Genomic DNA, 22,844 nt, shown 5'->3' on the forward strand with positions numbered 1-22,844 from the left:
CCGAGTACACAGAGAGGGACGCGGTGGATACTCCAAATACGAAGGCTGCCCGCCAAGCGCTGATTGTCCAGGTCATCAGCCAGTGCAAGGTGCGCTCGCAGGCTCACCTCCTCGAATTGTTGGCTGAACACGGCATCAGCGTCACCCAGGCGACGATTTCGCGGGATCTCTACGAGTTACACGCGACAAAACTGCGCATGGCCAACGGCGTACCGTATTACGCCTTTCCCCAGATGCAGTCCACCGATGCCCAGGCCATCAAGAACACGGCCATCGGGGCGTTGGCGACGTGGAGCGCGGACCTGCTCGTGTCCTCGGTGGCGAAAGACAACTTCCTCGTGCTGCGCACGCCCGCAGGCGGCGCGCAATTGTTCGCCTCGACGATTGATAACGCCCGCCTCGACGAGGTGCTTGGCTGTGTCGCCGGCGACGATACGATCCTCGTCATCTGCGCCTCCGACGAGGCTGCGGCCACCCTCAATACCTCGCTGTTGCGCCTCGCCATGGGCGAGATCGACGCCATCGATTGACCGGCTGCCTCACCGTCACCCGTGATGTCGGGGCCCGATGACTGACGCAGCCGACCCCCGCCACATAGTGTGGCGGGGGTCACGTGGTTTTGGTTTGACGGGTGGGGGTGGGGTGGGTAGTGTTTATGCCTGTTGCGCCGTTGAGGGCTTGGCCGGGACTGGTTCTTGTGGATCGGTTGGTGTGGTTGGGTTTCTTGGGTGTGTGGCCTTGTCTGTGGCTGGTCTCCGTGTTTGGGGGTTGGTTGTGGGTGTGGGTGTGTTGTTTGTGTTCTCAACAGTGTGTCGAGTGTTTATGCTTGTTTGGGTACTCGGCCTGACTGTTGCGCTGGTTGTTTGGTTTGGTTGATGCGTGCTCTTTTGTGGGGTGTGTGTTGGCTGGCTGGGTGGTTGGTGTGGTTTGTGGTTGGGTAGTCGTTTTATGGTTGGGATCGACTGGTTCTGGCTGGCGTGTGGCTCTGGGGTGTGCTTGCTCTTGTGTGGGTGGGTGTGTTTTGGGGTTGTGTGTTGGTTGGGGTTGGTTTTTTCTGTTTTGTTTTGTTTGGAGAGTTTGATCCTGGCTCAGGACGAACGCTGGCGGCGTGCTTAACACATGCAAGTCGAACGGGATCCGCGTGGCGCTTGTCGTCGTGTGGTGAGAGTGGCGAACGGGTGAGTAACACGTGAGTAACCTGCCCTCTTCTTCGGGATAACTGCAAGAAATTGTGGCTAATACTGGATATTCTGGCCTTGTCGCATGGTGGGGTTGGGAAAGGTTTTTTCTGGTGGGGGATGGGCTCGCGGTCTATCAGCTTGTTGGTGGGGTGATGGCTTACCAAGGCTTTGACGGGTAGCCGGCCTGAGAGGGTGGTCGGTCACACTGGGACTGAGATACGGCCCAGACTCCTACGGGAGGCAGCAGTGGGGAATTTTGCACAATGGACGCAAGTCTGATGCAGCGACGCCGCGTGGGGGATGACGGCCTTCGGGTTGTAAACCTCTTTCGCTCATGGTCTAGGCGCATCTTCGGGTGTGTTGAGTTGAGTGGGTAAAGAAGCGCCGGCTAACTACGTGCCAGCAGCCGCGGTAATACGTAGGGCGCGAGCGTTGTCCGGAATTATTGGGCGTAAAGAGCTCGTAGGCGGTTTGTCGCGTCTGTCGTGAAAACTAGGGGCTTAACCTCTAGCTTGCGGTGGGTACGGGCAGGCTTGAGTGCAGTAGGGGAGATTGGAATTCCTGGTGTAGCGGTGGAATGCGCAGATATCAGGAGGAATACCGGTGGCGAAGGCGGGTCTCTGGGCTGTTACTGACGCTGAGGAGCGAAAGCATGGGGAGCGAACAGGATTAGATACCCTGGTAGTCCATGCTGTAAACGTTGGGCACTAGGTGTGGGGGCTGTTGTGGTTTCTGCGCCGTAGCTAACGCATTAAGTGCCCCGCCTGGGGAGTACGGCCGCAAGGCTAAAACTCAAAGGAATTGACGGGGGCCCGCACAAGCGGCGGAGCATGCGGATTAATTCGATGCAACGCGAAGAACCTTACCAAGGCTTGACATGCACCGGATCGGTCCAGAGATGGGTTTTCCTTCGGGTCGGTGTGCAGGTGGTGCATGGTTGTCGTCAGCTCGTGTCGTGAGATGTTGGGTTAAGTCCCGCAACGAGCGCAACCCTTGTCCTATGTTGCCAGCACGTTGTGGTGGGGACTCGTGGGAGACTGCCGGGGTTAACTCGGAGGAAGGTGGGGATGACGTCAAATCATCATGCCCCTTATGTCTTGGGCTTCACGCATGCTACAATGGCGTCTACAGTGTGTTGCGATACCGTGAGGTGGAGCGAATCACTTAAAGGGCGTCTTAGTTCGGATCGGGGTCTGCAACTCGACCCCGTGAAGGTGGAGTCGCTAGTAATCGCAGATCAGCAACGCTGCGGTGAATACGTTCTCGGGCCTTGTACACACCGCCCGTCACGTCACGAAAGTTGGTAACACCCGAAGCCTGCGGCCTAACCGCGTTTGTGGGGGGAGTGGTCGAAGGTGGGACTAGCGATTGGGACGAAGTCGTAACAAGGTAGCCGTACCGGAAGGTGCGGCTGGATCACCTCCTTTCTAGGGAGAATTTTTTTGGTTATACACAACATCATCTTAGTGATGGCGCCTGGTCTTGTTAGGGGTTGGGTGTTGTTGTTGGGGTGGTTTGGGTGTGGATGCTCGGCATGCTGTTGGGTGTAGGGACAACACGTCTGTGCACTGCTGATAGTTCCCTGTTGTTCCGTGTGTCGCCTTGATTGGTGGCGTGCGGGTGTGGGGTGACCGTGGTTGGTGGTGTGTGTTGTTGGCTTCGCTTGTGACTGGTCTCGTTGTTGGGGTTGGTTGTGGGTGTGGGTGTGGTGTTTGTGTGTTGGATAGTGTGTGTGAGTGTCTTTGTGATGCTTGTTTAGCGAGTTTGTTCTTGTTTGTTTTTGGTTTGTTGTGTTTGTTGGTATGGGCGTTTGGTGGATGCCTTGGTACCAGGTGCCGATGAAGGACGTTGCGGCCGGCGATAGCCCCGGGGAGTTGGCGAGTGAGTGTTGATCCGGGGGTTTCCGAATGGGGGAACCTAGCCCGAGTTGTGTCGGGTTGCCACAGGGTGAATTGATAGTCTTGTGGTGGGTGACGTAGGGAAGTGAAACATCTTAGTACCTACAGGAAAATATTCCGTGAGTAGTGGCGAGCGAAAGCGGATGATGGCTAAACCGTGTGTGTGTGATACTCGGCAGGGGTTGCATGTGCGGTGTTGTGGGGTCTGCTTGTTGGTTGCTGCCGTGGCCAAGATCCTATCGGACGGTTGAGGTGAAACAGTTGGGATGCTGTACCGGAGTGCGTGAGAGTCGTGTAGCTGGTTGATCGTTTGGTGGGGTTTGAGTGGTGTCCCCGAGTAGCGCGGGGCTCGTGGAATCTCGTGTGAATCTGCCCAGACCACTGGGTAAGCCTGAATACGTCCTGGTGACCGATAGTGGATTAGTACCGTGAGGGAATGGTGAAAAGTACCCCGGGAGGGGAGTGAAAGAGTTCTTGAAACCAAGCGTCTGCAAGCCGTCAGAGCCTGCCTGTGTGGTGGGTGGTGGCGTGCCTTTTGAAGAATGAGCCTGCGAGTTATGATGCGTGGCGAGGTTAACCCGTGTGGGGTAGTCGTAGCGAAAGCGAGTCTGGTAAGGGCGTGTAGTTGCGTGTTGTAGACCCGAAGCGGGGTGATCTACCCATGGCCAGGTTGAAGCGGTGGTAGTACATCGTGGAGGACCGAACCCACCTAGGTTGAAAACTGGGGGGATGAGTTGTGGGTAGGGGTGAAAGGCCAATCAAACTCCGTGATAGCTGGTTCTCCCCGAAATGTATTTAGGTACAGCGTCTCGTGTGCTTGCGTGAGGTAGAGCTACTGGTTGGCTGATGGGCCGTGTTGGTTACTGACGTCAGCTAAACTCCGAATGCGCGTTAAGTTGAGCGGGGCAGTGAGACTGCGGGGGATAAGCTTCGTAGTCGAGAGGGAAACAGCCCTGATCGCCGGTTAAGGTCCCTAAGAGTATGCTGAGTGGGAAAGGATGTGGAGTTGCTGTGACAGCCAGGAGGTTGGCTTAGAAGCAGCCATCCTTGAAAGAGTGCGTAATAGCTCACTGGTCAAGTGGTTCCGCGCCGATAATGTAGCGGGGCTTAAGCATACCGCCGAAACCGCGGCTATACACCTGTGTGGTGTGTGGGGTAGGGGAGCGTCCTGCGTGAGTTGAAGTCGCCGTGTGAGCGTGTGGTGGATTGCGTGGGAGTGAGAATGCAGGCATGAGTAGCGAGTGACAGGTGAGAATCCTGTCCGCCGATAAACCAAGGGTTCCAGGGGCAGGTTTATCCGCCCTGGGTTAGTCGGGTCCTAAGGCGAGGCCGTCAGGCGTAGTCGATGGTTGACCAGTTGATATTCTGGTACCGGCTCATAATCGTCCATGGCGCTCATCAGTGTTGTCTCACCGACGCTACTGCCTGTCTGTGCCCTTTCGGGGGTGTGGGTTGTGTGGTGGTCTTGGTGGGGCATGGGTGGGTTGTCAAGCGTGTTAACAGGGGTGACGCACAGTGGTAGCCTGGCGCGGCGGTGGTTGTCCGTGTTCAAGCCCGCAGCCTGTCTTCTAGGTAAATCCGGGAGGCGTGAAGGGTGAGGGGTGATGGTGGCCCACTTTTTTGTGGGGATAACAGGGTGTGCCTGTGGTGCCTAGAAAAGCCTCGGCGTGAGAGTATGAGCCGCCCGTACCCTAAACCGACTCTGGTGGTTGGGTAGAGTATACCAAGGCGAGCGAGAGAATCGTGGTTAAGGAACTCGGCAAATTGCCTCCGTAACTTCGGGAGAAGGAGGCCCCATGGCTTGAAGCCTGTTTACTAGGCTAGGGCTTGTGGGGGGCACATGTTGGGGGGAAGCGACTGTTTATCAAAAACACAGGTGCGTGCGAAGCCGTAAGGCGATGTATACGCACTGACGCCTGCCCGGTGCTGGAAGGTTAAGCGGAAGACTCAACCTCTTTGGGGGTGAAGGTTTGAAGTTAAGCCCCAGTAAACGGCGGTGGTAACTATAACCATCCTAAGGTAGCGAAATTCCTTGTCGGGTAAGTTCCGACCTGCACGAATGGCGTAACGACTTCCCTGCTGTCTTAACCGCGAACTCGGCGAAATTGCATTACGAGTAAAGATGCTCGTTACGCGCAGCAGGACGGAAAGACCCCGGGACCTTTACTATAGCTTGGTATTGGTGTCTGGTTATGTTTGTGTAGGATAGGTGGGAGACTGTGAGGCCTTCACGCTAGTGGGGGTGGAGTCGGCAAGTGAAATACCACTCTGATGTAATTGGTCATCTCAACCTCGGCCCGTGATCCGGGTCAGGGACAGTGCCTGGTGGGTAGTTTAACTGGGGCGGTTGCCTCCTAAAAGGTAACGGAGGCGCTCAAAGGTTCCCTCAGCCTGGTTGGTAATCAGGTGTTGAGTGTAAGTGTAGAAGGGAGCTTGACTGTGAGACTGACGGGTCGAGCAGGTGCGAAAGCAGGAACTAGTGATCCGGCCATGGCTTGTGGAAGCGTGGTCGCTCAACGGATAAAAGGTACCCCGGGGATAACAGGCTGATCTTGCCCAAGAGTCCATATCGACGGCATGGTTTGGCACCTCGATGTCGGCTCGTCGCATCCTGGGGCTGGAGTTGGTCCCAAGGGTTGGGCTGTTCGCCCATTAAAGCGGTACGCGAGCTGGGTTCAGAACGTCGTGAGACAGTTCGGTCCCTATCCGCTGCGCGCGTTAAGAGACTTGAGGAGGGCTGTCCCTAGTACGAGAGGACCGGGACGGACGAACCTCTGGTGTGCCAGTTGTACCGCCAGGTGCATGGCTGGTTGGCTACGTTCGGGATGGATAACCGCTGAAAGCATCTAAGCGGGAAGCCGGCTCCAAGATGAGGTCTCTATACACTTTGTGTGGGAGGGTCCCTAGAGATGATGGGGTTGATAGGCCAGATGTGGAAGCTGCGTGAGTGGTGGAGCTGACTGGTACTAATTGCCTGATGACAAACACGACGAGCCATAAATAGACAATGAACACTCTTGTAGCTCACACACGCGTGCCTGTCGCCTGGCCTGTTGTTGGTGGTGGGTGGTGCGTGTGTGGGTTGGGTGTCACAACAGACGTCACACACCCCTAGGCCGTGCCTCCTCTTGTTTTTGTGGGGGGGGGTGTGGGGTGTGGCTTGCACACACTATCTGTGGTGTTGCGGCCCTTGTGGTCCGCTGCCCTAGTTTTCGTGACTGTCTCGCGCGTGTGTGTGGGTGGTTGCGTGTGGGTGGTGTTGTGGTGGTTGTGTTGTGTGGTGGTCATAGCGGTAGTGTTACGCCCGGTCCCTTTCCGAACCCGGTAGCTAAGCCTGCCAGCGCTGATGGTACTGCACCTTTGCGGGTGTGGGAGACTAAGACGCTGCCACACGACATGACCCACCACAACCCACCACCCACATTTTTGTTTTATGGGTCCGCCGGCCTCCGTGTTTGAATGGGGGCTATGGGAAAGAAATCTCGACGTAACTCCCGGCGAAATCGCGCCACAGCTCGGCCTGATCTGTATGTTCCGCCACTGAATCCGCGTCCGTTCGCGGGATTGGCGAATGAACTCGAGTTGGCAGCGATGCGGGAGTTGCTGCCCGCGGCGACCCTGACACTGACGACGACGCCCGAGTACGGCGAGCGAGAGGTGACTTTTGCGACGATCGTCGCCGGTACTGGTCAGGCGATGGTGCGCAGCGACGGGCGGCTATTGGTCGCGATGCAGACGCGCTCACGCACCGCCGATGCGTCGCACGACCTTGGCGTCGTGGTCAAGGAGATGCTCGACGTTACTGAACAGACGACGACGTCGACCATTAACCTTCGCCAACACGGACCGAGTCTGCAAGACCTATTCGGCGATACGCGCGGTACGTGCACGATCGAACCCGACCTCGGCTTTTGGCTTGCCGAAGGCGATCGCGACGAAGACGCGCAAGAGGCGATCCGGCGCACGGGCGAGGAGATTGTTCCCTGCGAATGTGTTCCGGGCCAGCGGGCGACATACCTGACGACGATGACGCACGATTTTGTCCGCATGGTGCTTCCCGATGATGAAGACGCTGTCGTTAACGGTTTGGCACGACTACGAGCGTCGGGTGAGCTCGACATCAGCGATGGCTCGCTGGATGCTCGCTTCATCGGCGCATTCCGCATGCTGGGTTTGGTTACGCCGGTATGGGAATTCTCGCGTCGAGTCAACGCCGACGAGATTGCCGAAGCGGTGGCGGCATTGCGGAGCAGAATTGACGAAGCGATCGCGCGGGACGGGGCACTGAGTGCGCGAGAACGGCAGGTGCGCGAAGGCATCTTGTCGCGCCAGGTCTCCATCCGCTGACCTGCGAAGGGGTGGAGCGAGGGCCGCGGAGCGCCAGTGGGTGCGCGCCGCGGCCCTCGCTTACCATGAGGGGCGATGATAGACATCGAATCGACGCCGCTTCCGCTGCAGGGCGGGACACACCAGGAATTTGCCGAGGGCCTCACTCCGATCCCGCCGCACGGTGTTGCCATGCGGGACGCGGATTATCAGCCAATACGTCTCGACGTCGCCATCGGTCTCGCTGGCTGCATGGGTTCCCGTGGGATCGAGAGACGAGAAAGCGGGCGAAGAAGGCTCGACACATTACCTCGAACACCTGCTCTTCAAGGGCACGCCAACGCGCAGCGCCGCCGATATTGCCCGGGCTTTCGATCGCGTTGGCGGCGAGACGAATGCGACGACAACGAAGGAATATACGAACTACTACGCGACGGTGTTGCGCGAGGACCTGCCGATGGCGTGCGCGGTTCTCCTCGACATGGTCACCGCGCCGGAATTGAGCGAGTCCGAATTCTCGCTCGAGCGGGGCGTCATCATCAATGAGCTGCGACTGGCTCAAGACGACCCGATCGACGTCGCCCACGAAGCGTTCGCCGGTCAGATCTTTGGCGCGGGAAGCACCCTCGCGCGTCCCACCGGCGGCACAGTGGCATCCGTCGAGGCCACGAGCGTGGAGGCGGTGAGACGCCACCATGCCCGCTACTACGCGCCTCATACACTCATCGTCACGGCGGCGGGCAATGTCGACCACGATGAGCTGGTTCGCATGGTAAGTGATCGCCTTGAGGACGGCGGGTGGGACCTCGGTGCGGCCGATGCCCTGATGTGTCCGCCACGTCGACCCGGCGCGGGCACGGTCGTCACGGAACGTCTGAATATCGCCAAACCCGTGGAAGTCACCCATATTCTCACGGGGTTCGCCGCTCCTTCGGCCACGAGTGCGCGTCGGCCGATCTTGTCGGTGCTGGCCATGATCCTCGGCGGCGGCATGTCGTCGCGGCTCTTCCAGGAGGTGCGCGAAAAGCGCGGACTAGCTTATTCCACCTACGCATTTAGCCTCGGCTATACCGACGCCGGTGCGCTGGCACTTTACGCCGGATGCGACGGCGAGCGCGTCGACGACGTCGAGGCGCGCATGCTCGAGCAGTTGGCGAGCCTGGCTGACTCGGGCCCCTCCGATACCGAACTCAGCGATGCTTACGGGCAGCTGCGGGGGTCATTCGCGTTGGGCCTAGACGACAACCGATCGCGGATGTCGCGCCTGGGCGGGTCTGAAATCGTGCGCGGCTCCTACACGACGGTCGCCGATCACCTCGCCGCGGTCACCTCGGTCACGCGCGAGGATGTCCGCGATTTGGCGGCCGAGTTGATCGGCACACCCCGCGCGTGCGTCGTCGTCGGCCCCAGTCGGGATCTGGACGACGACACATCGCGGGACGGCGCTCGCTAGGGTGGGAGCATGATCCGAGTTGCTGTGATCGGTGCCGCGGGGCGCATGGGGCAGACGGCTTGTCAGGCCGTAGAAGCCGTCGACGATATGACGCTCGTGGCTCGCCTCGACGCGGACGACGCCATTGATGCCGACCACCTGTGCGGCGCAGACGTTGCGGTAGAGTTCACGATTCCCGCCCATACCGAGGCCAACGTACATGCGTTGCTCGATGCCGGGGTTGCTCCGGTCGTCGGGACGACGGGTTGGGACGACGCCGCCCTGGAACGGGTCCGTGAACACGCGTGCGCCAGCGGTGTTAACGCACTGATCGCGCCGAATTTCGCGATCTCGGCGGTCCTCGTCATGGAGTTCGCGCGCCAGGCGGCACGTTACTTCACGTCGGCGGAGGTGATCGAGATGCATCATCCCAACAAGCTCGATGCCCCCTCCGGTACGGCCGCGCAAACCGCGCAACTGATCGCCCAGGCTCGTCGCGATGCGGGCGCGGCACCCATGCCGGATGCCACCCAAATGGATCCGGATGGCTGCCGTGGGGGAATGGTCGCCGGCGTCCCGGTCCATGCTGTGCGTCTCGCCGGGCTTAACGCCCATGAAGAAGTCCTCTTCGGGAACACCGGCGAGCAGCTGGTGCTGCGTTCGGACTGTTTTGATCGCAGCAGCTTCATGCCAGGCGTTCTCGCCGCCGTGCGAGCCGTCCGCAATCGCCCCGGTCTTACCCACGGTCTCGCCCCGGTGCTCGGCCTTGAACACTGAGACGGCGAGACAGCCGTGGATCAGGCCGGCTGTCAGCGACGATGCCCCCGCTCTGGGCCGAATTCATGCGGCATCGATGCGCGAGGCTGCGCGGGCGGGAAGCGGTGACGCCGGGCTTGAGCTCGGTCTCGATAACGACGTCATCGTCACCTCGTGGCGCCAGGCGGTTGAGCGTCCCCCGAGTTTGCGTCACCGCGTCATCACGGCCGGTGAGCGCGGGGAGATCTTCGGATTTGCCGCCGTAGCTCCCGCGCCTGAGCTCGGAGAGGTCGCAGAGGCGACGCCGCTGGCCGAGCGCTCGCCTGACTACGAGATCGTCGCCCTCGAGGTTGATCCCAACCGCCGAGGCCTCGGCCATGAAGACCGCCTGTTGAACGCGGTCGCCGAAGCCGTCGAATCCCAGGGCGGGCAGCGCCTGTGCCAGTGGGCCATCGCCGGCGACGACTGGGTGACGCGGCTCCTCGCCGACGCGGGGTTTGCCCCCGCGGGCATCGCGCGAACTCTGTCTGTGGAGGCGGCGTCGCTGACACAGCACCTGTGGTATACCGATCTCGAGACGACGAAAGGCTAACGATGATCGCGACCGCCGCTCCCTTCCGTACGCTGTCGACCGCCATGGTCACGCCCTTTAGAGCGTCGGGTGAACTCGACCTCGATTCGACGGCTCGTCTGGCCCGCAAACTCGTCGCCGATGGGTGCGACGCGATCCTCGTCTCGGGCACGACCGGGGAGTCCCCAACGACACATCGCCCGGAGAAGGAAGAACTCATTTCCTGTGTGCGTGCGGCCGTTGGCGAGGACGTGTTCATCATCGCCGGCGCCGGTTCCAACGACACCCTCCATGCGCAGGCGATGGCGGCTTCGGCAACGGAAGCCGGGGCGGATGGCCTGCTGGTCGTCAGCCCCTATTACAATCGACCCTCCCAGCGCGGCCTTCTCGCGCACGTCAGGGCGGTTGCCGATGTGAGCGATCTGCCCATCATGCTCTACGACATTCCTGGTCGCACCGGGCTGGCGTTCTCGGACGAGGTTCTTGACGAACTGGCGAAGAACCCCCAAATCCAGGCCGTCAAGGACGCCACCGGCAACGTGGTCGTTGGCGAGGAACGAAGCGAACGTACGGGGCTGGCCTACTATTCCGGCGATGACGGGCTGAACTATTCCTGGCTTGCTCACGGTGCATCCGGCTGCGTCAGCGTCGTCGGCCACGTCGCGGCCAGCTCGTATCGCGACATGATCGCAAAGGTTCGCGAGGGCGATCTGCCGGGTGCTCGAGAGATCTCTGTGCGCCTGCGTCCCCTCGTCCACGCGATCATGGGGGGCGGCCAGGGGGCCGTCATGGCCAAACACGCGCTGCACATGATGGGAGTCATCGAATCCCCGCGCGTGCGCCTGCCGCTGGTGGAGGCCACCGCATCCGAGTTGGAGGCGCTCGAGGCAGCGTTGGTGAGCGCCGGATTGCTCTCTTAGGTCGGACACGCCCCGCGCGCGGTGACGCTTGCACGTTGTAACGGCGTGCAAGAATAGCGCCGTGAAGCCTTTGTATCCAGACCTGACGCCCCCGCCCCCGGCGGATCCCGATTCGCTGCGCGTGGTTCCCCTCGGGGGACTGGGCGAAGTGGGGCGCAATATGACGGTCATGGAGCATCGCGGGAAGATCCTGCTGCTCGACTGCGGTGTGCTCTTCCCCGAGGAGATCCAACCCGGTGTGGACCTCATCCTGCCCGACTTCAGCTACATCGCTCAGCGCATGGATGATGTGACGGCTCTGCTGCTCACGCACGGTCACGAAGACCATATCGGCGCGGTGCCCTATCTGCTGCGGTTGCGCGAGGACATTCCCATCTACGGTTCGAAGCTGACGATCGCCTTCCTCGAGGCAAAACTGCGCGAGCACCGGCTGCCGACCACGCACCTTCACGTCGTCGCCGAGGGCGACGCCATCGAACTAGACGGCTATGGGTGTGAATTCCTCGCCGTCAACCACTCCATTCCCGACGCCCTCGCCATCATGATTCGCACGGCAGCTGGCAACGCCTTGCTGACTGGCGATTTCAAGATGGATCAGCTCCCCCTTGACGGTCGCATTACGGATCTTCGCGGATTTGCCCGCATGGGTGACGAGGGCGTGGACCTGTTCATGGTCGATTCGACGAACGCTGAGGTCCCCGGTTTCGTCACCTCAGAATGCGAAATCGGTCCCGTCCTCAAACAGGTGTTCCGCGACGCGCAGCGCCAGATCGTCGTGGCCTCCTTTGCCTCGCACGTCCACCGCGTCCAGCAGGTGCTCGGCGCAGCCGCGGCGACGGGGCGCAAGGTCTGTCTCATCGGGCGGTCGATGGAACGTAACATGCGCATCGCCGCGGAGGGGGGATACCTCAACATTCCCGAGGGGATCCTCGTCGACCAGCGTGAAGCTCGAGATCTGCCGCCCGAGTGCCGCGTATATATGGCGACGGGGTCCCAGGGCGAGCCGATGGCGGCGCTCTCGCGCATGGCCCAGCAAAATCATCGGACCGTCGAATTGGCAGAAACCGACACCGTCGTGTTGGCTTCTTCGCTCATTCCCGGCAACGAGAATTCCGTATACCGCGTCATCAACGCCCTCATGCGATTGGGAGTCCACGTCGTGCACCGCGATAACGCGAAGGTGCACGTGTCGGGGCACGCGGCGGCGGGTGAGCTGCTGTATGCCTACAACATCATCCAGCCGCGCAACGTCATGCCCATGCACGGCGAGATCCGCCACCTCATTGCCAATGGTTCTCTGGCGGTTCGCACGGGGGTCGATCCCGATCGGGTGGCTCTGGCAGAAGACGGCGTCGTCGTCGACCTCATCGACAGGCGCGCCCACATCGTCGGCCAGGTTCCGTGCGAGTACGTCTACGTTGATGGTCGCTCGATCGGTGAAATTGGCGAGGGGCAGCTGAAAGACCGGCTGACCCTGGGCGAAGAGGGATTCGTGTCGATTTTTGCCGCTGTGGACGCCGAGTCCGGGCACCTCATCGCCGGCCCACACATTACCGCTCGAGGAATGGCCGAAGACGACGCCGTGTTCCGCGAGGTCCTCGGCGACGTGACGACTGCGCTTGCCAACGCCGCCGAACCCGGCAATGTCGACACCTACAAGATGCAGCAGGCGGCCAGGCGCGCGCTCGGACGTTGGATCGCTCGCCGGCTGCGTCGCCGTCCCATGATCGTTCCCGTTGTTGTCGAGGTATAGAACAGTGACGACCCCGTCCCAGTCAACGACCAGCCACAAGCACGCGCGTCCCGAAACGCTGCCGCTGCGTAGTGCGTCGCGCTACCCGACCCTTGCCGGCTGGGTCTGCCTCATTGCCGCAATCGCGATCCTCGTCAGTTTCCTCACGCACCAGACGGGTCTGAGAGGCATCGCGACGGTGACGACCTTCGGGCTATGGATCCTCGGTATTCCCGCAGGGGTATCGCTGGGGTACGTCGTCATCTACCTCTTCCTGGCGGTTCTGGCCTTCTTGCGCAAGCGCCTCGTCGTCATCATTGGCCTCGTCCTACTGGGATTGCGGGCGGCGACGTTGTTGCTGATCCTCGTGTGGTTTATTCCCCACGGCCGCTCTGATGCCGAGCTCTTCGTCGGGTATGCGCTGACGGTAGTCGCCATGATGTTCACGGTCGCGAACATCATCTTGATGTGGCGGCACCGCAGGGATTTTCCCGGCAGCATCGGTGTGGCGGCGATCGGCCGCACGGTGTTTATCCTCATCGGTGGTCTCGCGATCGGTCTCATCGGCTCAGTCGGTCTGCTTCAGCTGACAAGGCCCCAGGCCCGACCGCTGTCGGAGGACATCTGGTGGTCGCTGTTCCACCTCATCAAGCCCTTCCTCTCGTTCTTGCCGGGCCTCATGCGCAGGCATCACGTCGGCCAGATTCACGGCACCCACTGGCTTGCGATTCTCATCGGGGTGTGGGTCGCGATCGTCATCATCGCGGCGATTCTCGCGTTCTTCCGCGCGCAGTCGATGTCCTCACGCACACGCGAGGAAGACCGGCAGCTGCGCAACCTTCTCTACGCCTACGGCAGTGCCGATTCGCTGGGCTACTTCGCGACGCGCGACAACCGTCGGGTGGTTTTTTCTGCCGACGGCAAGGCGTGCGTGTCCTATGGATTGGCGGCCGGGATCGCGTTGGCCGGCGGCGATCCCATCGGGGATCGCTCCTCCTGGGCGACGCCATCCGGAAATTCCATCGGATCCTACGAATCCGGATACGTGCCCGCTGTCATCTCGGCTTCGGAGGCAGGGGCTGCGGCCTACCGTGCCGAGGCGAAGATGTCGGCTCGCCTCATGGGCGATGAGCAATCGTGCGTCCCTCGCGCTTCGATGCGTCGACGGAGTCGGCGAAAGCCCTCAAGGCTGCTGCGCGCCGGGTTCGGCGCGCCGGGGTCACGATCGAGATCAATCGCCAATACGAGCTGGCCCCCGAGACCCTGCGCGAACTCGTCGAGGCCGCGCACCGCTACCGCATCGGGGACGAACGCGGATTCTCGATGCACTTGGGCGCGAGTTTGCCGAGGAGGACGCCGATACCGTCGTTGTCGTCGCTCGCGATGCCGAAGGAACGATCGAGTGCGTGCTCACGTTCGTGCCCTGGGGCGCGCACGGGCTGTCCCTTGACCTTATGCGGCGCAAGCCCGATTCAGTCAACGGCGTCATTGAGGCGATGATTTGCGCTCATCGACACCGCTCGCGATCAGGGGATTGAGGGAATCTCGCTGAACTTTGCGATGTTCCGGCAGGTTTTCGTCTCGGGTGCTGCGGTCGATGCCGGCTGGCGGAAGAAGCTCGTGTTCTTCGCCTTTAGGCAGGCGTCGAAAGTGTGGCAGCTGGAGTCGCTGTACGAGTCGAACGCGCGTTATCAGCCCGACTGGTATTCGCGTTACCTGTGCTACCCCTCGGACCCCACCGTGTCGATGGTGCTGGCGGCATCGGGAATGCTCGAAGGGTTCCTGCCCGCCCGTCCATCCTCGTGCCGAGTATCGAACCCGATTGGACGCCCGACGAGGACTATCTCGCTCAGCTGCGACAGGACTGGCAGTCGCGTCAGCGCGAAGCGACCGAGGTGGTCTTGCGCGAGCAGGAACGCGTGCGTCGGGACAAGGCCATGCGCCTGGTCGAGCTTGGGTACGACCCGTTCCCTGCGGGATACGACCTGGGCCTCACTCCGGCGCGTTATCACGAAGTCCAGCCGGGGCACGACGAGCGACCGTCACGGTGACGGGTCGCGTGAGCGCGTTCCGTGACCTGGTGGGGGTCATCTTTGTCGTCTTGTCGCGCGAGGGCGCGAGCATTCAGGGCTCTGGCCGAGCGGCGTATTCTTGCTGAGCGCGATTTCGCCGCGTGGAGACTGATCGATCTCGACATCGTTACGGTCACCGGCCGTGTCACCCTGTCGCGTTCGGGCGAGGAATCCATCGAGGTGGCATCGTGGATGATGGCCGCTAAGGCCCTGCGCCCGCATCCGCCGCGACACGCGAAGCTTGACTCTCAGACGCGTACTCGCGAACGCGCCCTCGCCCTCATGACGGATGCATCGGCGATGCGCTTGCTGCGCCAGCGTTCGGCCGCCGTCGCGACGATCCGTCGAGTCCTCGCCGAGGAAGGTTACGCCGAGGTCGAGACTCCGATGCTCCAGGCCGTCCAGGGTGGTGCCAACGCGCGACCGTTTGTCACCCATCTCAACGCCTATTCGACCGACGTCTTTTTGCGCATCGCCCCCGAGCTCTACCTCAAGCGCCTTGTGTGTGGCCGGAATGGACGCGATCTTCGAGATGGGACGGTCCTTCCGCAACGAAGGCGCAGACGCCACACACAATCCCGAGTTCACCTCGCTCGAGGTCTACCGCGCCGGTGGCGACTACACGACGATGCGGTGTGCTGACCGAACGCCTTATCCGCGCGGTTGCTCGCGCGCGGTTCACGGTCGCGAGATCGTTCATCGTCCCGCCGACAGCCCGGGCGTGCACGGTCCGTCGTTGCCTGCGTCGATGGCGTCGACATGGTCGAGTTCGACATCGGGGGAACGTGGCCGGTCATCCCGGTTCTCGACGCCGTCTCCCAGGCCGTTGGGGAAACCGTGACAACGACCACGTCGACCGAGAAGCTTGCCGAAATCTGCCGCAAGTTCGACATCGAGCCGGCTCCGGGGCGGATGCCGGGGGAATGATCACGGCGCTCTACGACGACCTGGTCGAGGCCCGGACGATTCATCCGACGTTCTACACGGACTTTCCCGTCTCGACGTCGCCGCTGACGCGACGCCACCGCGTCGATGCGCGGTTGGCCGAACGCTGGGATCTCGTGGCCTTTGGGATGGAGCTGGGCACCGCCTACACCGAACTGACCGATCCGTCGACCAGCGCGAACGCTTCACCGAACAGTCTCTAGCGGCGGCCGCCGGCGACCCCGAGGCCATGAGTCTCGACGATGACTTTTTGCGCACTCTCGAGCTGGGAATGCCGCCGTTGGGCGGGTTGGGACTCGGGGTTGATCGCCTGGTCATGGCCGCAACGGGTGCCAATATTCGCCAGATCCTTGCGTTCCCTTCGTGCGTCCTGACGTCTCGTGAACGCCGCGTTAACGGCGTCCGTGTGGTAGGACTAGGGGACGTTGGTCAGTGAAAGGAGGCGGTGACTCATGCCGAGCGCAAACGGACGCATCATTTCGGTGGCGTCGCTCGCCATGACGTTGCGCCTCGAGGTCCCCGCTTTTTCCTGAACGCGGCAGCGCCGTTCCGGCTCAGTCGGCGCGATCGGGTATCGGCGGGGCGTTCGACGTCCTCACGGCGGCGCGTTCCGTGGGAGCCGAGGTCGTCAACCTGTGCCCGCTGGGGACCGGACCAAACTCGATGGCCATTCGCCAGGAGATGCACCGGCGTCCTCATCGACAACCAGGCGGTTGAGATGGTCGGCGACATCGGCCTGTCCTGGCCCGTCCGTCCTCGCGAGGAGGGCGGTTACTACACGTCCGTCATGACCTCGGGCATCGAGGTCGACCTCGAGTTGAGCGCACTCAGCAACTTCACCGTTCGCCCCGGGGACTGCATCTACATCTCGGCTGGCGACCTTGTATCGGACTCCTACCGCGACGTCATCGTGCACTGGGTGGCTGGCCTGCCCGAGGGCGTCACGATCGCGCTCGCGGCCTCCTCGCTCGTTCGCGATGTCCACGCGGACTGGCTCGAGAACATCTTGCCCATGGTCGACGTGTTCACCGGAAACGTCGACCAGGCCCGCCGACTCGGCGCGGTCATCGGCTGCGACGTCGAATCCGCAGACTTCCTGTCGATCCTGCACGGAGAGAACGCAATTGCCGTCGTGCGTGATGGTGCGCGGGGAGCGTACCTGCGCACGCGCGCCTATCCACAGCGGCGTCAGGTCGCTTCACTCGATTACCCCGTCGTCGACACCCTTGGCGTCGGCGCTACTCACACGGGCGTCTTCCTGGCCGGTCTCGTCGCGGGCTGCGATCCGCTCGACGCCTTGCGACGCGCGAACGTCGCGGGTGCGATGGCGGTCTCTCGTCCCGGTGCCCACGGCGCGCTTGACGACGCCGAAATCACCCGCCTCGCCGCCACCTTGTCCTGACGGCGCGGCGCGCCGCCCAAGCTGAGCAGGGGAGGCGGGCTATCGTCTGGGGTGTTATGGCTGGGAAACGTTCACGCTCGTCGAGCGCAAAGAAAAAATCCACATCTCGTAAGAACACGACCCGCACTCCCGCCACGCCCGAGCAGGTGGCAATGCGGCGCAACGGCGCCGGACTCGCCCTCATCGCGCTGGCGGTCATCGTCGCCTTGCGCGAGTGGTTCCACATGTCCGGGCTTGCGGGCGGAGTCATTCACCATGCAGCGGCCGGCAGCGTCGGCATGTATTCGCTGCTTATCCCGCTACTGCTCGTGTGGATCGCCCTGCCGCTATTCACCCGCAAACCCCTGACGGTGGCGCGCGGTAACGTCTATATCGGCTGTGTTGGCTTTGCCCTGGCCGTTTTGGGCATCAGCCATGTGGCCGCCGGGGCGCCTTCTCCCAGCGTCTCACTCGACGGGGTCGAGGCCGCCGGCGGCGTCATCGGATGGTTTATCGGGCGCCCCTTTGAACTTCTTCTCGGCGGCGTGGGTGCCATCGTCATCCTCGTGCTATGGGGCATCTACGCGCTCCTCATCATGACGAATACGTCGGTTGCCGAGGTCGGCGCCTATCTGAGCCGGGCTATCGCTTGGGTGCGCGAGCGAATCGCTGCCCGCGGCGGCAGCGATGCCGAGGCTGACGAGCCCGAGGACGAGGACGTGGCCGATGAGGGTCAGGCGCGTGTGCCGAGGTGGTCCCGTCACGCCGCTCAGGCCGATTCGGCGGGGGAGGAATCGACTGAGGAGTCCCCGACGGCGCGGGCCTTTGCCCGCCGCCGCGACGACGCCGAGCGCGCCAATGCCGACACTCACACGGTCATCCTCGATCCTGACGCGCATGCGGCTGCTGAGCCGTCAGCTGACGACGTTGCCACGTCGGCGATCGACACGGTGGCACCTGAGACGGTCCCGCTAACGACCGAGGTCGTTGAGGAACCGGCCGGTGATGAGCAGGGCGAGGCAGCCACTTCGCTCATGCCTGAGCGCGCCCAGGGGGCCGACCTCGGCGATTACACCCTGCCCGACGAGTCATTGCTGCGACGCGGTGCCCCACACAAGCGGCGCTCGGAGGCGAACGATCGCGTAGTTGCCGAACTCCAGCGCGTCCTGGCGGAATTCAAGGTTGACGCGACCGTGACGGGATTCTCGCGCGGCCCGACGGTCACTCGCTACGAGCTCCGCCTCGGCCCCGGTGTCAAGGTCGACCGGATCACCGCGCTGTCGAAGAACATCGCCTATGCCGTCGCGTCCGCCGACGTTCGGATCTTGTCGCCGATTCCCGGCAAGTCGGCCATCGGGGTGGAGATTCCCAATACCGACCGCGAAGTCGTCGCCCTCGGTGACGTGCTGCGCTCCGCGGCGGCCAAGAGCTCTGCTCACCCACTTCTCGTCGGCGTCGGTAAGGACGTCGAGGGCGGCTACGTCGTCACGAACCTCGCGGCGACCCCGCACCTGCTCGTCGCCGGTGCCACGGGGTCGGGTAAGTCCTCGTTCGTCAACTCCATGATTACGTCGCTGATGATGCGGGCGACCCCCGAGCAGGTCCGCCTCATCCTTGTCGATCCCAAACGCGTCGAATTGACGATCTATGCGGGAATTCCCCACCTCATCACCCCAATCATCACCGATCCCAAACAGGCGGCTGAGGCACTGGAGTGGTCGGTGAAGGAGATGGACCACCGCTACGACGACATGGCGGCCTTCGGATACAAGCACATCGACGACTTCAACCAGGCGATCGCTCAGGGCAAGGTCGAGGTTCCGCTCGGTTCTCAGCGAGTCCTCGAGCCCTATCCCTACCTCCTCGTCGTCGTTGACGAACTCGCCGACCTCATGATGGTGGCTCCGCGCGATGTCGAGGCCTCCATCCAGCGCATCACCCAGCTCGGTCGCGCGGCCGGCATCCACCTGGTCGTCGCGACTCAACGTCCCTCGGTCGACGTCGTCACGGGTCTCATCAAGGCCAACATCCCCTCGCGACTGGCGTTCGCCACGTCCTCGCTGGCGGATTCGCGCGTCATTCTCGATCAGGCTGGTGCCGACAAGCTCATCGGCAAGGGCGATGGGCTCTACCTGCGTTCGGGATCGTCGAAGCCCCAGCGCGTGCAGGGGGCGTGGGTCACCGAGGACGAGATTCACGCGATCGTCGATCACGTCAAGAACCAGTCGCAGCCGGAATACCGCACCGATGTCATCGTGCCCGAAGAGGCCAAGCCGAAGATCGCCGAGGACATCGGCGACGATCTGGAAGACCTCCTCCAAGCCGCCGAATTGGTCGTCAACACGCAGCTGGGGTCGACCTCGATGCTCCAACGCAAGCTTCGCGTCGGGTTTGCCCGCGCGGGCCGCCTCATGGATCTGTTGGAGTCGCGAGATATCGTCGGTCCCTCTCAGGGATCTAAGGCCCGCGACGTCCTGGTGCGCCCCGAGGAACTGCCCGGCGTTCTCGCGCTGCTGCGCGGAGAGCCGACCGCCTCGGCCTCCTCTGATGCGGGCGGGGCGGTGGATGACGCCTCCTTGCCGGTCGTCGAGGTCAGTGGCGAGGACGCGTGGGAGCTGACGGGGCGTTAAGAACGCCGCGTACTTATCGCGTCCACCGTTAGGATGGCAGCGATGGATGATCAGCAGACGAAGCCGGACGAGGCAGCGACCGTGTCCGCATGGAATCTCCCGAATGCGCTCACGGTGCTGCGCATCATTCTCGTCCCGGTGTTCGCCGTGTGCGCCTACATCGGATTGGCGCACTGGTGGGCCTACCTCGCGGCTCTTATCGTGTTTTGCATCGCCGCCTATACCGATCGCCTCGATGGCAAGATCGCGCGCAAACGCGGCATCATCACGAACTTCGGTAAAATCGCGGATCCCTTTGCCGACAAGGCGCTCATGTTGACGGCCTTCGTCATGCTGTCGGTGATCGGCGTGTTGCAGTGGTGGTTCACGATTATCGTCGCCGTGCGGGAGGTCGCCGTGACGCTGCTGCGCTTCGTACTGCTGCGCCGCGGCAAGGTGTTGCCGGCCTCGCAGGGGGGCAAAGCCAAGACGGTCTTGCAGATCTTGCTCGTCTTCGTCATCATGTGTGGCCAGCTCGTCCAGCCCTATTCGCAACCCGCGAGCGTCGCACTGTTCTACATCGCCGTCGTCGTCCTTGTCGCGGCCTTCGCCGTCACGGTCATTACGGGCATCCTCTACTTCACGGACGCCTACACCGACAACAAACGGGCGAAGCTCGAACGAGCCCATGCGGAAGAGGCGCGCGCTCAGCAGCGGCGCATTGGCGCCGGCAGCGGCGCGCATGCCGCAACGGCCGAGGAAGCTGCGGACAGCCGCGACGCGGATCACAGTGCCGAGGCTGGCCGGTCTCGAAGGCTAGAGTCCTCATCACGCCCCGCGGCCGATGACAGTGAGGACGTGCGAGGAAACGTCGATGCCGCGGCATCGCCCCATCGTCGCTCCGAGCCCGGACGCGATGCTCCCGCACCCAGCGCCCGAGACCGTGCTCGTACCCGCGCCCGCCACGAGCACGTCGATACCAAGTCCTCTGAGCGCTCGATCCCGCGCTCAACGATTCCGCGCATGGGGACCGAGCCGGTGATCGAGATTGGGGAGCGGGCATCGGCCGCGCCTGAGAACCGCGGGGAGGCTACCCGCGGCAACGTCGACGCGAAACCGGCCCCCGTTGCGGTCGAGGTGCACGGTGCCGGTGGCGACAAGGCCCGGCCCTCGCGGCCGGATGAGGCACCGACCGAGACGATTCGCCAGCCCATCGTCGCGGACGACGAACCGCGCCGACACCCAGAAGAGACGGAACATGCTCGCCCCGCGCGACCGGTGTCCGTGCGAGAAGGTAAGCGACGCGTACGAACAGAAGCGACGCATCGCGCTACCGCGACGCCGGATGCACAGCCGCCAAGCGAGCCGGTGAGCGCGAAGAAGACCGTTAAACCTGAGCGCGCCAGCTCGGGACAGCCGAAGCGTCGCGAGGACGCTCGTCCTCGCGATGAGGTTCGCTCCGCCTCGAGTGAGCACGTGGCCCGCGAGGAAACGGATCGTCCGCGCGCTAACGAATGGAGCGACACGGCATGGGATTCCACGCCGAGTATTGCCGTACCGAGTACCGCCTCCGCGAGGGCGGCATCGCCCGCTCAGCCTGAGCGGGGGCCGCAGGTGCTGCGCCACTTGCGTGACGATGAACTGCGCGGAATCGATCCTGTCGAGGTGTCCGACCTCGCCGCTCCTCCTGTGCAGGAACCACCCGAGACAGAGGACACGGCGGCACCGCAACGCCCGGCAAGCATCCGTGAGACTCAGGCAGACGAAGCGGCCGAGAGCGCGACGCCCGACGCGCCAGTACTCTCGACAGCAACCGACGCGATGGGCAAGGGCCCGCAGGCCGGCACCGAGGACGTCGGGGGCGAGCGCGCGTCGACGTCGTCGCAGCGGCTCCAGGAGGCGCTGAGCCAGGCGGAAGAGCGACTGCGTCAGCTGGAGGCGATGATCGAGACCGACCGGGCCGAGATCTCGAGCGCGCCGACACATATCGAGACGACGTCCGAGATCCTGGCCAGGCTGGCCGCGCGTCACTCGGTGCAGGACTCACCGGCGACACCGATAGAACCGACCGCCGAAAAAACGCAGCAGGAATCCGCCGGCGATGACGCGAAAGCGGCTCGCGCCAGCGGCCAGACCGGCATCGCCGGGCCGGGCATCGGGTCGGGCACGTTGTTTGTCCCGCCCCCGCCGGCGTGGGATGACTGAGCGTGAACGAGGTCACCCGATAGGCAGGGAATACCAACGCCACGGGCGGCATTGAAAGGATTATGAGTGACATGACGACCCCGAGTGTGCGCCCGGCCCGCCCGAGCGTCCCCGCCGTCAGCAGACGGCCGGGAGCGCGCACGCAGCCGAAGGCGCGCTACGCTGGGACCATGCCGACCCCCGAACCACTTCGCCGCACCCGCCCGGTCATGCGTGAGCACCTGGGCGACGTTCTGCGTCTGATTCGCCGTTCCCAGGGGCGGACATTGCGAGAAGTTTCCGCCAGTGCGGAAGTTTCGCTGGGATATCTGTCGGAAATTGAGCGCGGCCAGAAGGAAGCCTCCTCCGAGCTGCTTTACGCGATTTGCCGCGCGTTGGGCGTGCCGCTGTCGATCGTTTTGCGCGAGGTCGCCGAGCGCATCGCCGCCTACGAGGGCGTGGCCGTGCCCGATACGGTCCCCGATAATCTCGTCGCCTCCGCCGTCGTCGCCACGTCGTAAGATCGTGCGATCCTCCGAATTCACCGAGGTTCTCGAGGAGGTTCTCGGCTCGGCCTATGGGCGCTCTGTCGCTGCCGACCTGTATCTGCGCGAGCTGTCGGCGACAGCGAACGAAGCACTTGAGCGCGGCGAGAAGCCTCAGCTGGTGTGGTCGGCTCTCGTGCGTGAGCTTGATCTCGATCCGCGCCTGGAATGGCTTCATCGTGCCGATGTGCGCGATCGGGGTGCGCGGCGCCGCTAGTGTCGAACGCGCGTTCGATATACGCTGTCCCCGGTGATGACGAACGCATCCGCGTCCCACCCGTGGGAGCGGATC

General features: G+C 62.8%; 16 protein-coding genes, 3 rRNA genes and 3 pseudogenes. All 22 read left to right on the plus strand.

Annotation, left to right across the window (positions count from 1 at the left end):
• Positions 1-23 precede the first annotated feature (23 nt).
• The 22 genes and pseudogenes from H8R18_RS02810 to H8R18_RS02910 all read left to right on the plus strand — a co-directional run bounded on the left by H8R18_RS02810 (position 24) and on the right by H8R18_RS02910 (position 22,769).
• On the plus strand, positions 24-530 hold the full coding sequence (locus H8R18_RS02810; RefSeq protein WP_227712857.1) for an arginine repressor: 507 nt from the start codon (positions 24-26) through the stop codon (positions 528-530).
• A 535-nt stretch (positions 531-1,065) separates the two neighbouring features.
• Positions 1,066-2,608: ribosomal RNA gene (locus H8R18_RS02815) — 16S ribosomal RNA — on the plus strand.
• A 363-nt stretch (positions 2,609-2,971) separates the two neighbouring features.
• Positions 2,972-6,069: ribosomal RNA gene (locus tag H8R18_RS02820) — 23S ribosomal RNA — on the plus strand.
• A 286-nt stretch (positions 6,070-6,355) separates the two neighbouring features.
• Positions 6,356-6,472: ribosomal RNA gene (rrf, locus tag H8R18_RS02825) — 5S ribosomal RNA — on the plus strand.
• Together the 16S, 23S and 5S rRNA genes form the textbook arrangement of a ribosomal RNA operon.
• Before the next feature lie 171 nt (positions 6,473-6,643).
• A complete protein-coding gene (locus tag H8R18_RS02830) occupies positions 6,644-7,426 on the plus strand; it encodes a DUF5926 family protein (RefSeq protein ID WP_194189367.1) in 783 nt (260 codons plus the stop codon).
• Between the two features lie 163 nt (positions 7,427-7,589).
• Positions 7,590-8,858 (plus strand): M16 family metallopeptidase, encoded by a 1,269-nt coding sequence (locus H8R18_RS02835; protein ID WP_194189368.1) that lies wholly within the window; start codon positions 7,590-7,592, stop codon positions 8,856-8,858.
• 9 nt (positions 8,859-8,867) lie between these two features.
• On the plus strand, positions 8,868-9,614 hold the full coding sequence (gene dapB / locus H8R18_RS02840; protein ID WP_191072380.1) for a 4-hydroxy-tetrahydrodipicolinate reductase: 747 nt from the start codon (positions 8,868-8,870) through the stop codon (positions 9,612-9,614).
• A 76-nt stretch (positions 9,615-9,690) separates the two neighbouring features.
• Positions 9,691-10,185 (plus strand): GNAT family N-acetyltransferase, encoded by a 495-nt coding sequence (locus tag H8R18_RS02845; RefSeq protein WP_191072379.1) that lies wholly within the window; start codon positions 9,691-9,693, stop codon positions 10,183-10,185.
• 2 nt (positions 10,186-10,187) lie between these two features.
• Positions 10,188-11,084 carry a 4-hydroxy-tetrahydrodipicolinate synthase gene (gene dapA / locus H8R18_RS02850; RefSeq protein ID WP_191072378.1) on the plus strand — a complete coding sequence of 299 codons (897 nt, stop codon included), beginning with the start codon at positions 10,188-10,190 and terminating at the stop codon, positions 11,082-11,084.
• Positions 11,085-11,145: 61 nt separating this feature from the next.
• On the plus strand, positions 11,146-12,837 hold the full coding sequence (locus H8R18_RS02855) for a ribonuclease J (RefSeq protein ID WP_191072377.1): 1,692 nt from the start codon (positions 11,146-11,148) through the stop codon (positions 12,835-12,837).
• 4 nt (positions 12,838-12,841) lie between these two features.
• Positions 12,842-13,936, plus strand: a pseudogene (locus H8R18_RS02860) (phosphatidylglycerol lysyltransferase domain-containing protein); the annotation flags it as partial.
• Positions 13,937-13,943: 7 nt separating this feature from the next.
• The gene (locus H8R18_RS10045) at positions 13,944-14,354 is read left to right on the plus strand and encodes a phosphatidylglycerol lysyltransferase domain-containing protein (protein ID WP_476738963.1); all 411 of its coding nucleotides are present in this window, start codon (positions 13,944-13,946) and stop codon (positions 14,352-14,354) included.
• Positions 14,326-14,529 (plus strand): annotated as a pseudogene (locus H8R18_RS09885) (phosphatidylglycerol lysyltransferase domain-containing protein); the annotation flags it as partial. The gene H8R18_RS10045 and the pseudogene H8R18_RS09885, both read left to right, overlap by 29 nt.
• A gap of 89 nt (positions 14,530-14,618) precedes the next feature.
• Complete coding sequence (locus H8R18_RS09125) at positions 14,619-14,867, plus strand: hypothetical protein (protein ID WP_227712925.1); 249 nt, start codon at positions 14,619-14,621, stop codon at positions 14,865-14,867.
• 42 nt (positions 14,868-14,909) lie between these two features.
• Entirely contained in the window at positions 14,910-15,530 is a 621-nt protein-coding gene (locus tag H8R18_RS02870; RefSeq protein ID WP_194189370.1) for an amino acid--tRNA ligase-related protein, read from the plus strand.
• The gene (locus H8R18_RS09890; protein WP_420846895.1) at positions 15,421-15,729 is read left to right on the plus strand and encodes an amino acid--tRNA ligase-related protein; all 309 of its coding nucleotides are present in this window, start codon (positions 15,421-15,423) and stop codon (positions 15,727-15,729) included. Before H8R18_RS02870 ends, H8R18_RS09890 begins: the two co-directional genes overlap by 110 nt.
• Positions 15,674-16,269 (plus strand): annotated as a pseudogene (locus H8R18_RS02885) (amino acid--tRNA ligase-related protein). The gene H8R18_RS09890 and the pseudogene H8R18_RS02885 overlap by 56 nt, the downstream one beginning before the upstream one ends.
• A gap of 282 nt (positions 16,270-16,551) precedes the next feature.
• The gene (locus tag H8R18_RS02890) at positions 16,552-17,235 is read left to right on the plus strand and encodes a PfkB family carbohydrate kinase (protein ID WP_194189373.1); all 684 of its coding nucleotides are present in this window, start codon (positions 16,552-16,554) and stop codon (positions 17,233-17,235) included.
• Between the two features lie 56 nt (positions 17,236-17,291).
• The gene (locus H8R18_RS02895; RefSeq protein ID WP_191072374.1) at positions 17,292-19,844 is read left to right on the plus strand and encodes a DNA translocase FtsK; all 2,553 of its coding nucleotides are present in this window, start codon (positions 17,292-17,294) and stop codon (positions 19,842-19,844) included.
• Between the two features lie 42 nt (positions 19,845-19,886).
• Positions 19,887-22,028, plus strand: coding sequence for a CDP-diacylglycerol--glycerol-3-phosphate 3-phosphatidyltransferase (gene pgsA / locus H8R18_RS02900; RefSeq protein WP_191072373.1), 2,142 nt, complete (start codon positions 19,887-19,889; stop codon positions 22,026-22,028).
• Between the two features lie 71 nt (positions 22,029-22,099).
• The gene (locus tag H8R18_RS02905; protein WP_338088385.1) at positions 22,100-22,528 is read left to right on the plus strand and encodes a helix-turn-helix domain-containing protein; all 429 of its coding nucleotides are present in this window, start codon (positions 22,100-22,102) and stop codon (positions 22,526-22,528) included.
• Positions 22,529-22,532: 4 nt separating this feature from the next.
• Positions 22,533-22,769, plus strand: a complete 237-nt coding sequence (locus H8R18_RS02910; protein WP_191072372.1) for a DUF3046 domain-containing protein — start codon at positions 22,533-22,535, stop codon at positions 22,767-22,769.
• Positions 22,770-22,844 lie beyond the last annotated feature (75 nt).

The sequence above is a fragment of the Nanchangia anserum genome (genome assembly GCF_015240065.1).
Classification (GTDB): Bacteria; Actinomycetota; Actinomycetes; order Actinomycetales; family Actinomycetaceae; genus Nanchangia; species Nanchangia anserum.

What these genes read in the sequence shown, in the direction of transcription:
- pgsA (WP_191072373.1), top strand. Translation starts at nt 19,887, where the DNA reads ATGGATGATCAGCAGACGAAGCCGGACGAGGCAGCGACCGTGTCCGCA.
- dapA (WP_191072378.1), top strand. Translation starts at nt 10,188, where the DNA reads ATGATCGCGACCGCCGCTCCCTTCCGTACGCTGTCGACCGCCATGGTC.
- H8R18_RS02905 (WP_338088385.1), top strand. Translation starts at nt 22,100, where the DNA reads ATGACGACCCCGAGTGTGCGCCCGGCCCGCCCGAGCGTCCCCGCCGTC.
- H8R18_RS02890 (WP_194189373.1), top strand. Translation starts at nt 16,552, where the DNA reads ATGGTCGGCGACATCGGCCTGTCCTGGCCCGTCCGTCCTCGCGAGGAG.
- H8R18_RS09890 (WP_420846895.1), top strand. Translation starts at nt 15,421, where the DNA reads ATGGGACGGTCCTTCCGCAACGAAGGCGCAGACGCCACACACAATCCC.
- H8R18_RS02845 (WP_191072379.1), top strand. Translation starts at nt 9,691, where the DNA reads ATGCGCGAGGCTGCGCGGGCGGGAAGCGGTGACGCCGGGCTTGAGCTC.
- H8R18_RS02895 (WP_191072374.1), top strand. Translation starts at nt 17,292, where the DNA reads ATGGCTGGGAAACGTTCACGCTCGTCGAGCGCAAAGAAAAAATCCACA.
- H8R18_RS10045 (WP_476738963.1), top strand. Translation starts at nt 13,944, where the DNA reads ATGAGCAATCGTGCGTCCCTCGCGCTTCGATGCGTCGACGGAGTCGGC.
- dapB (WP_191072380.1), top strand. Translation starts at nt 8,868, where the DNA reads ATGATCCGAGTTGCTGTGATCGGTGCCGCGGGGCGCATGGGGCAGACG.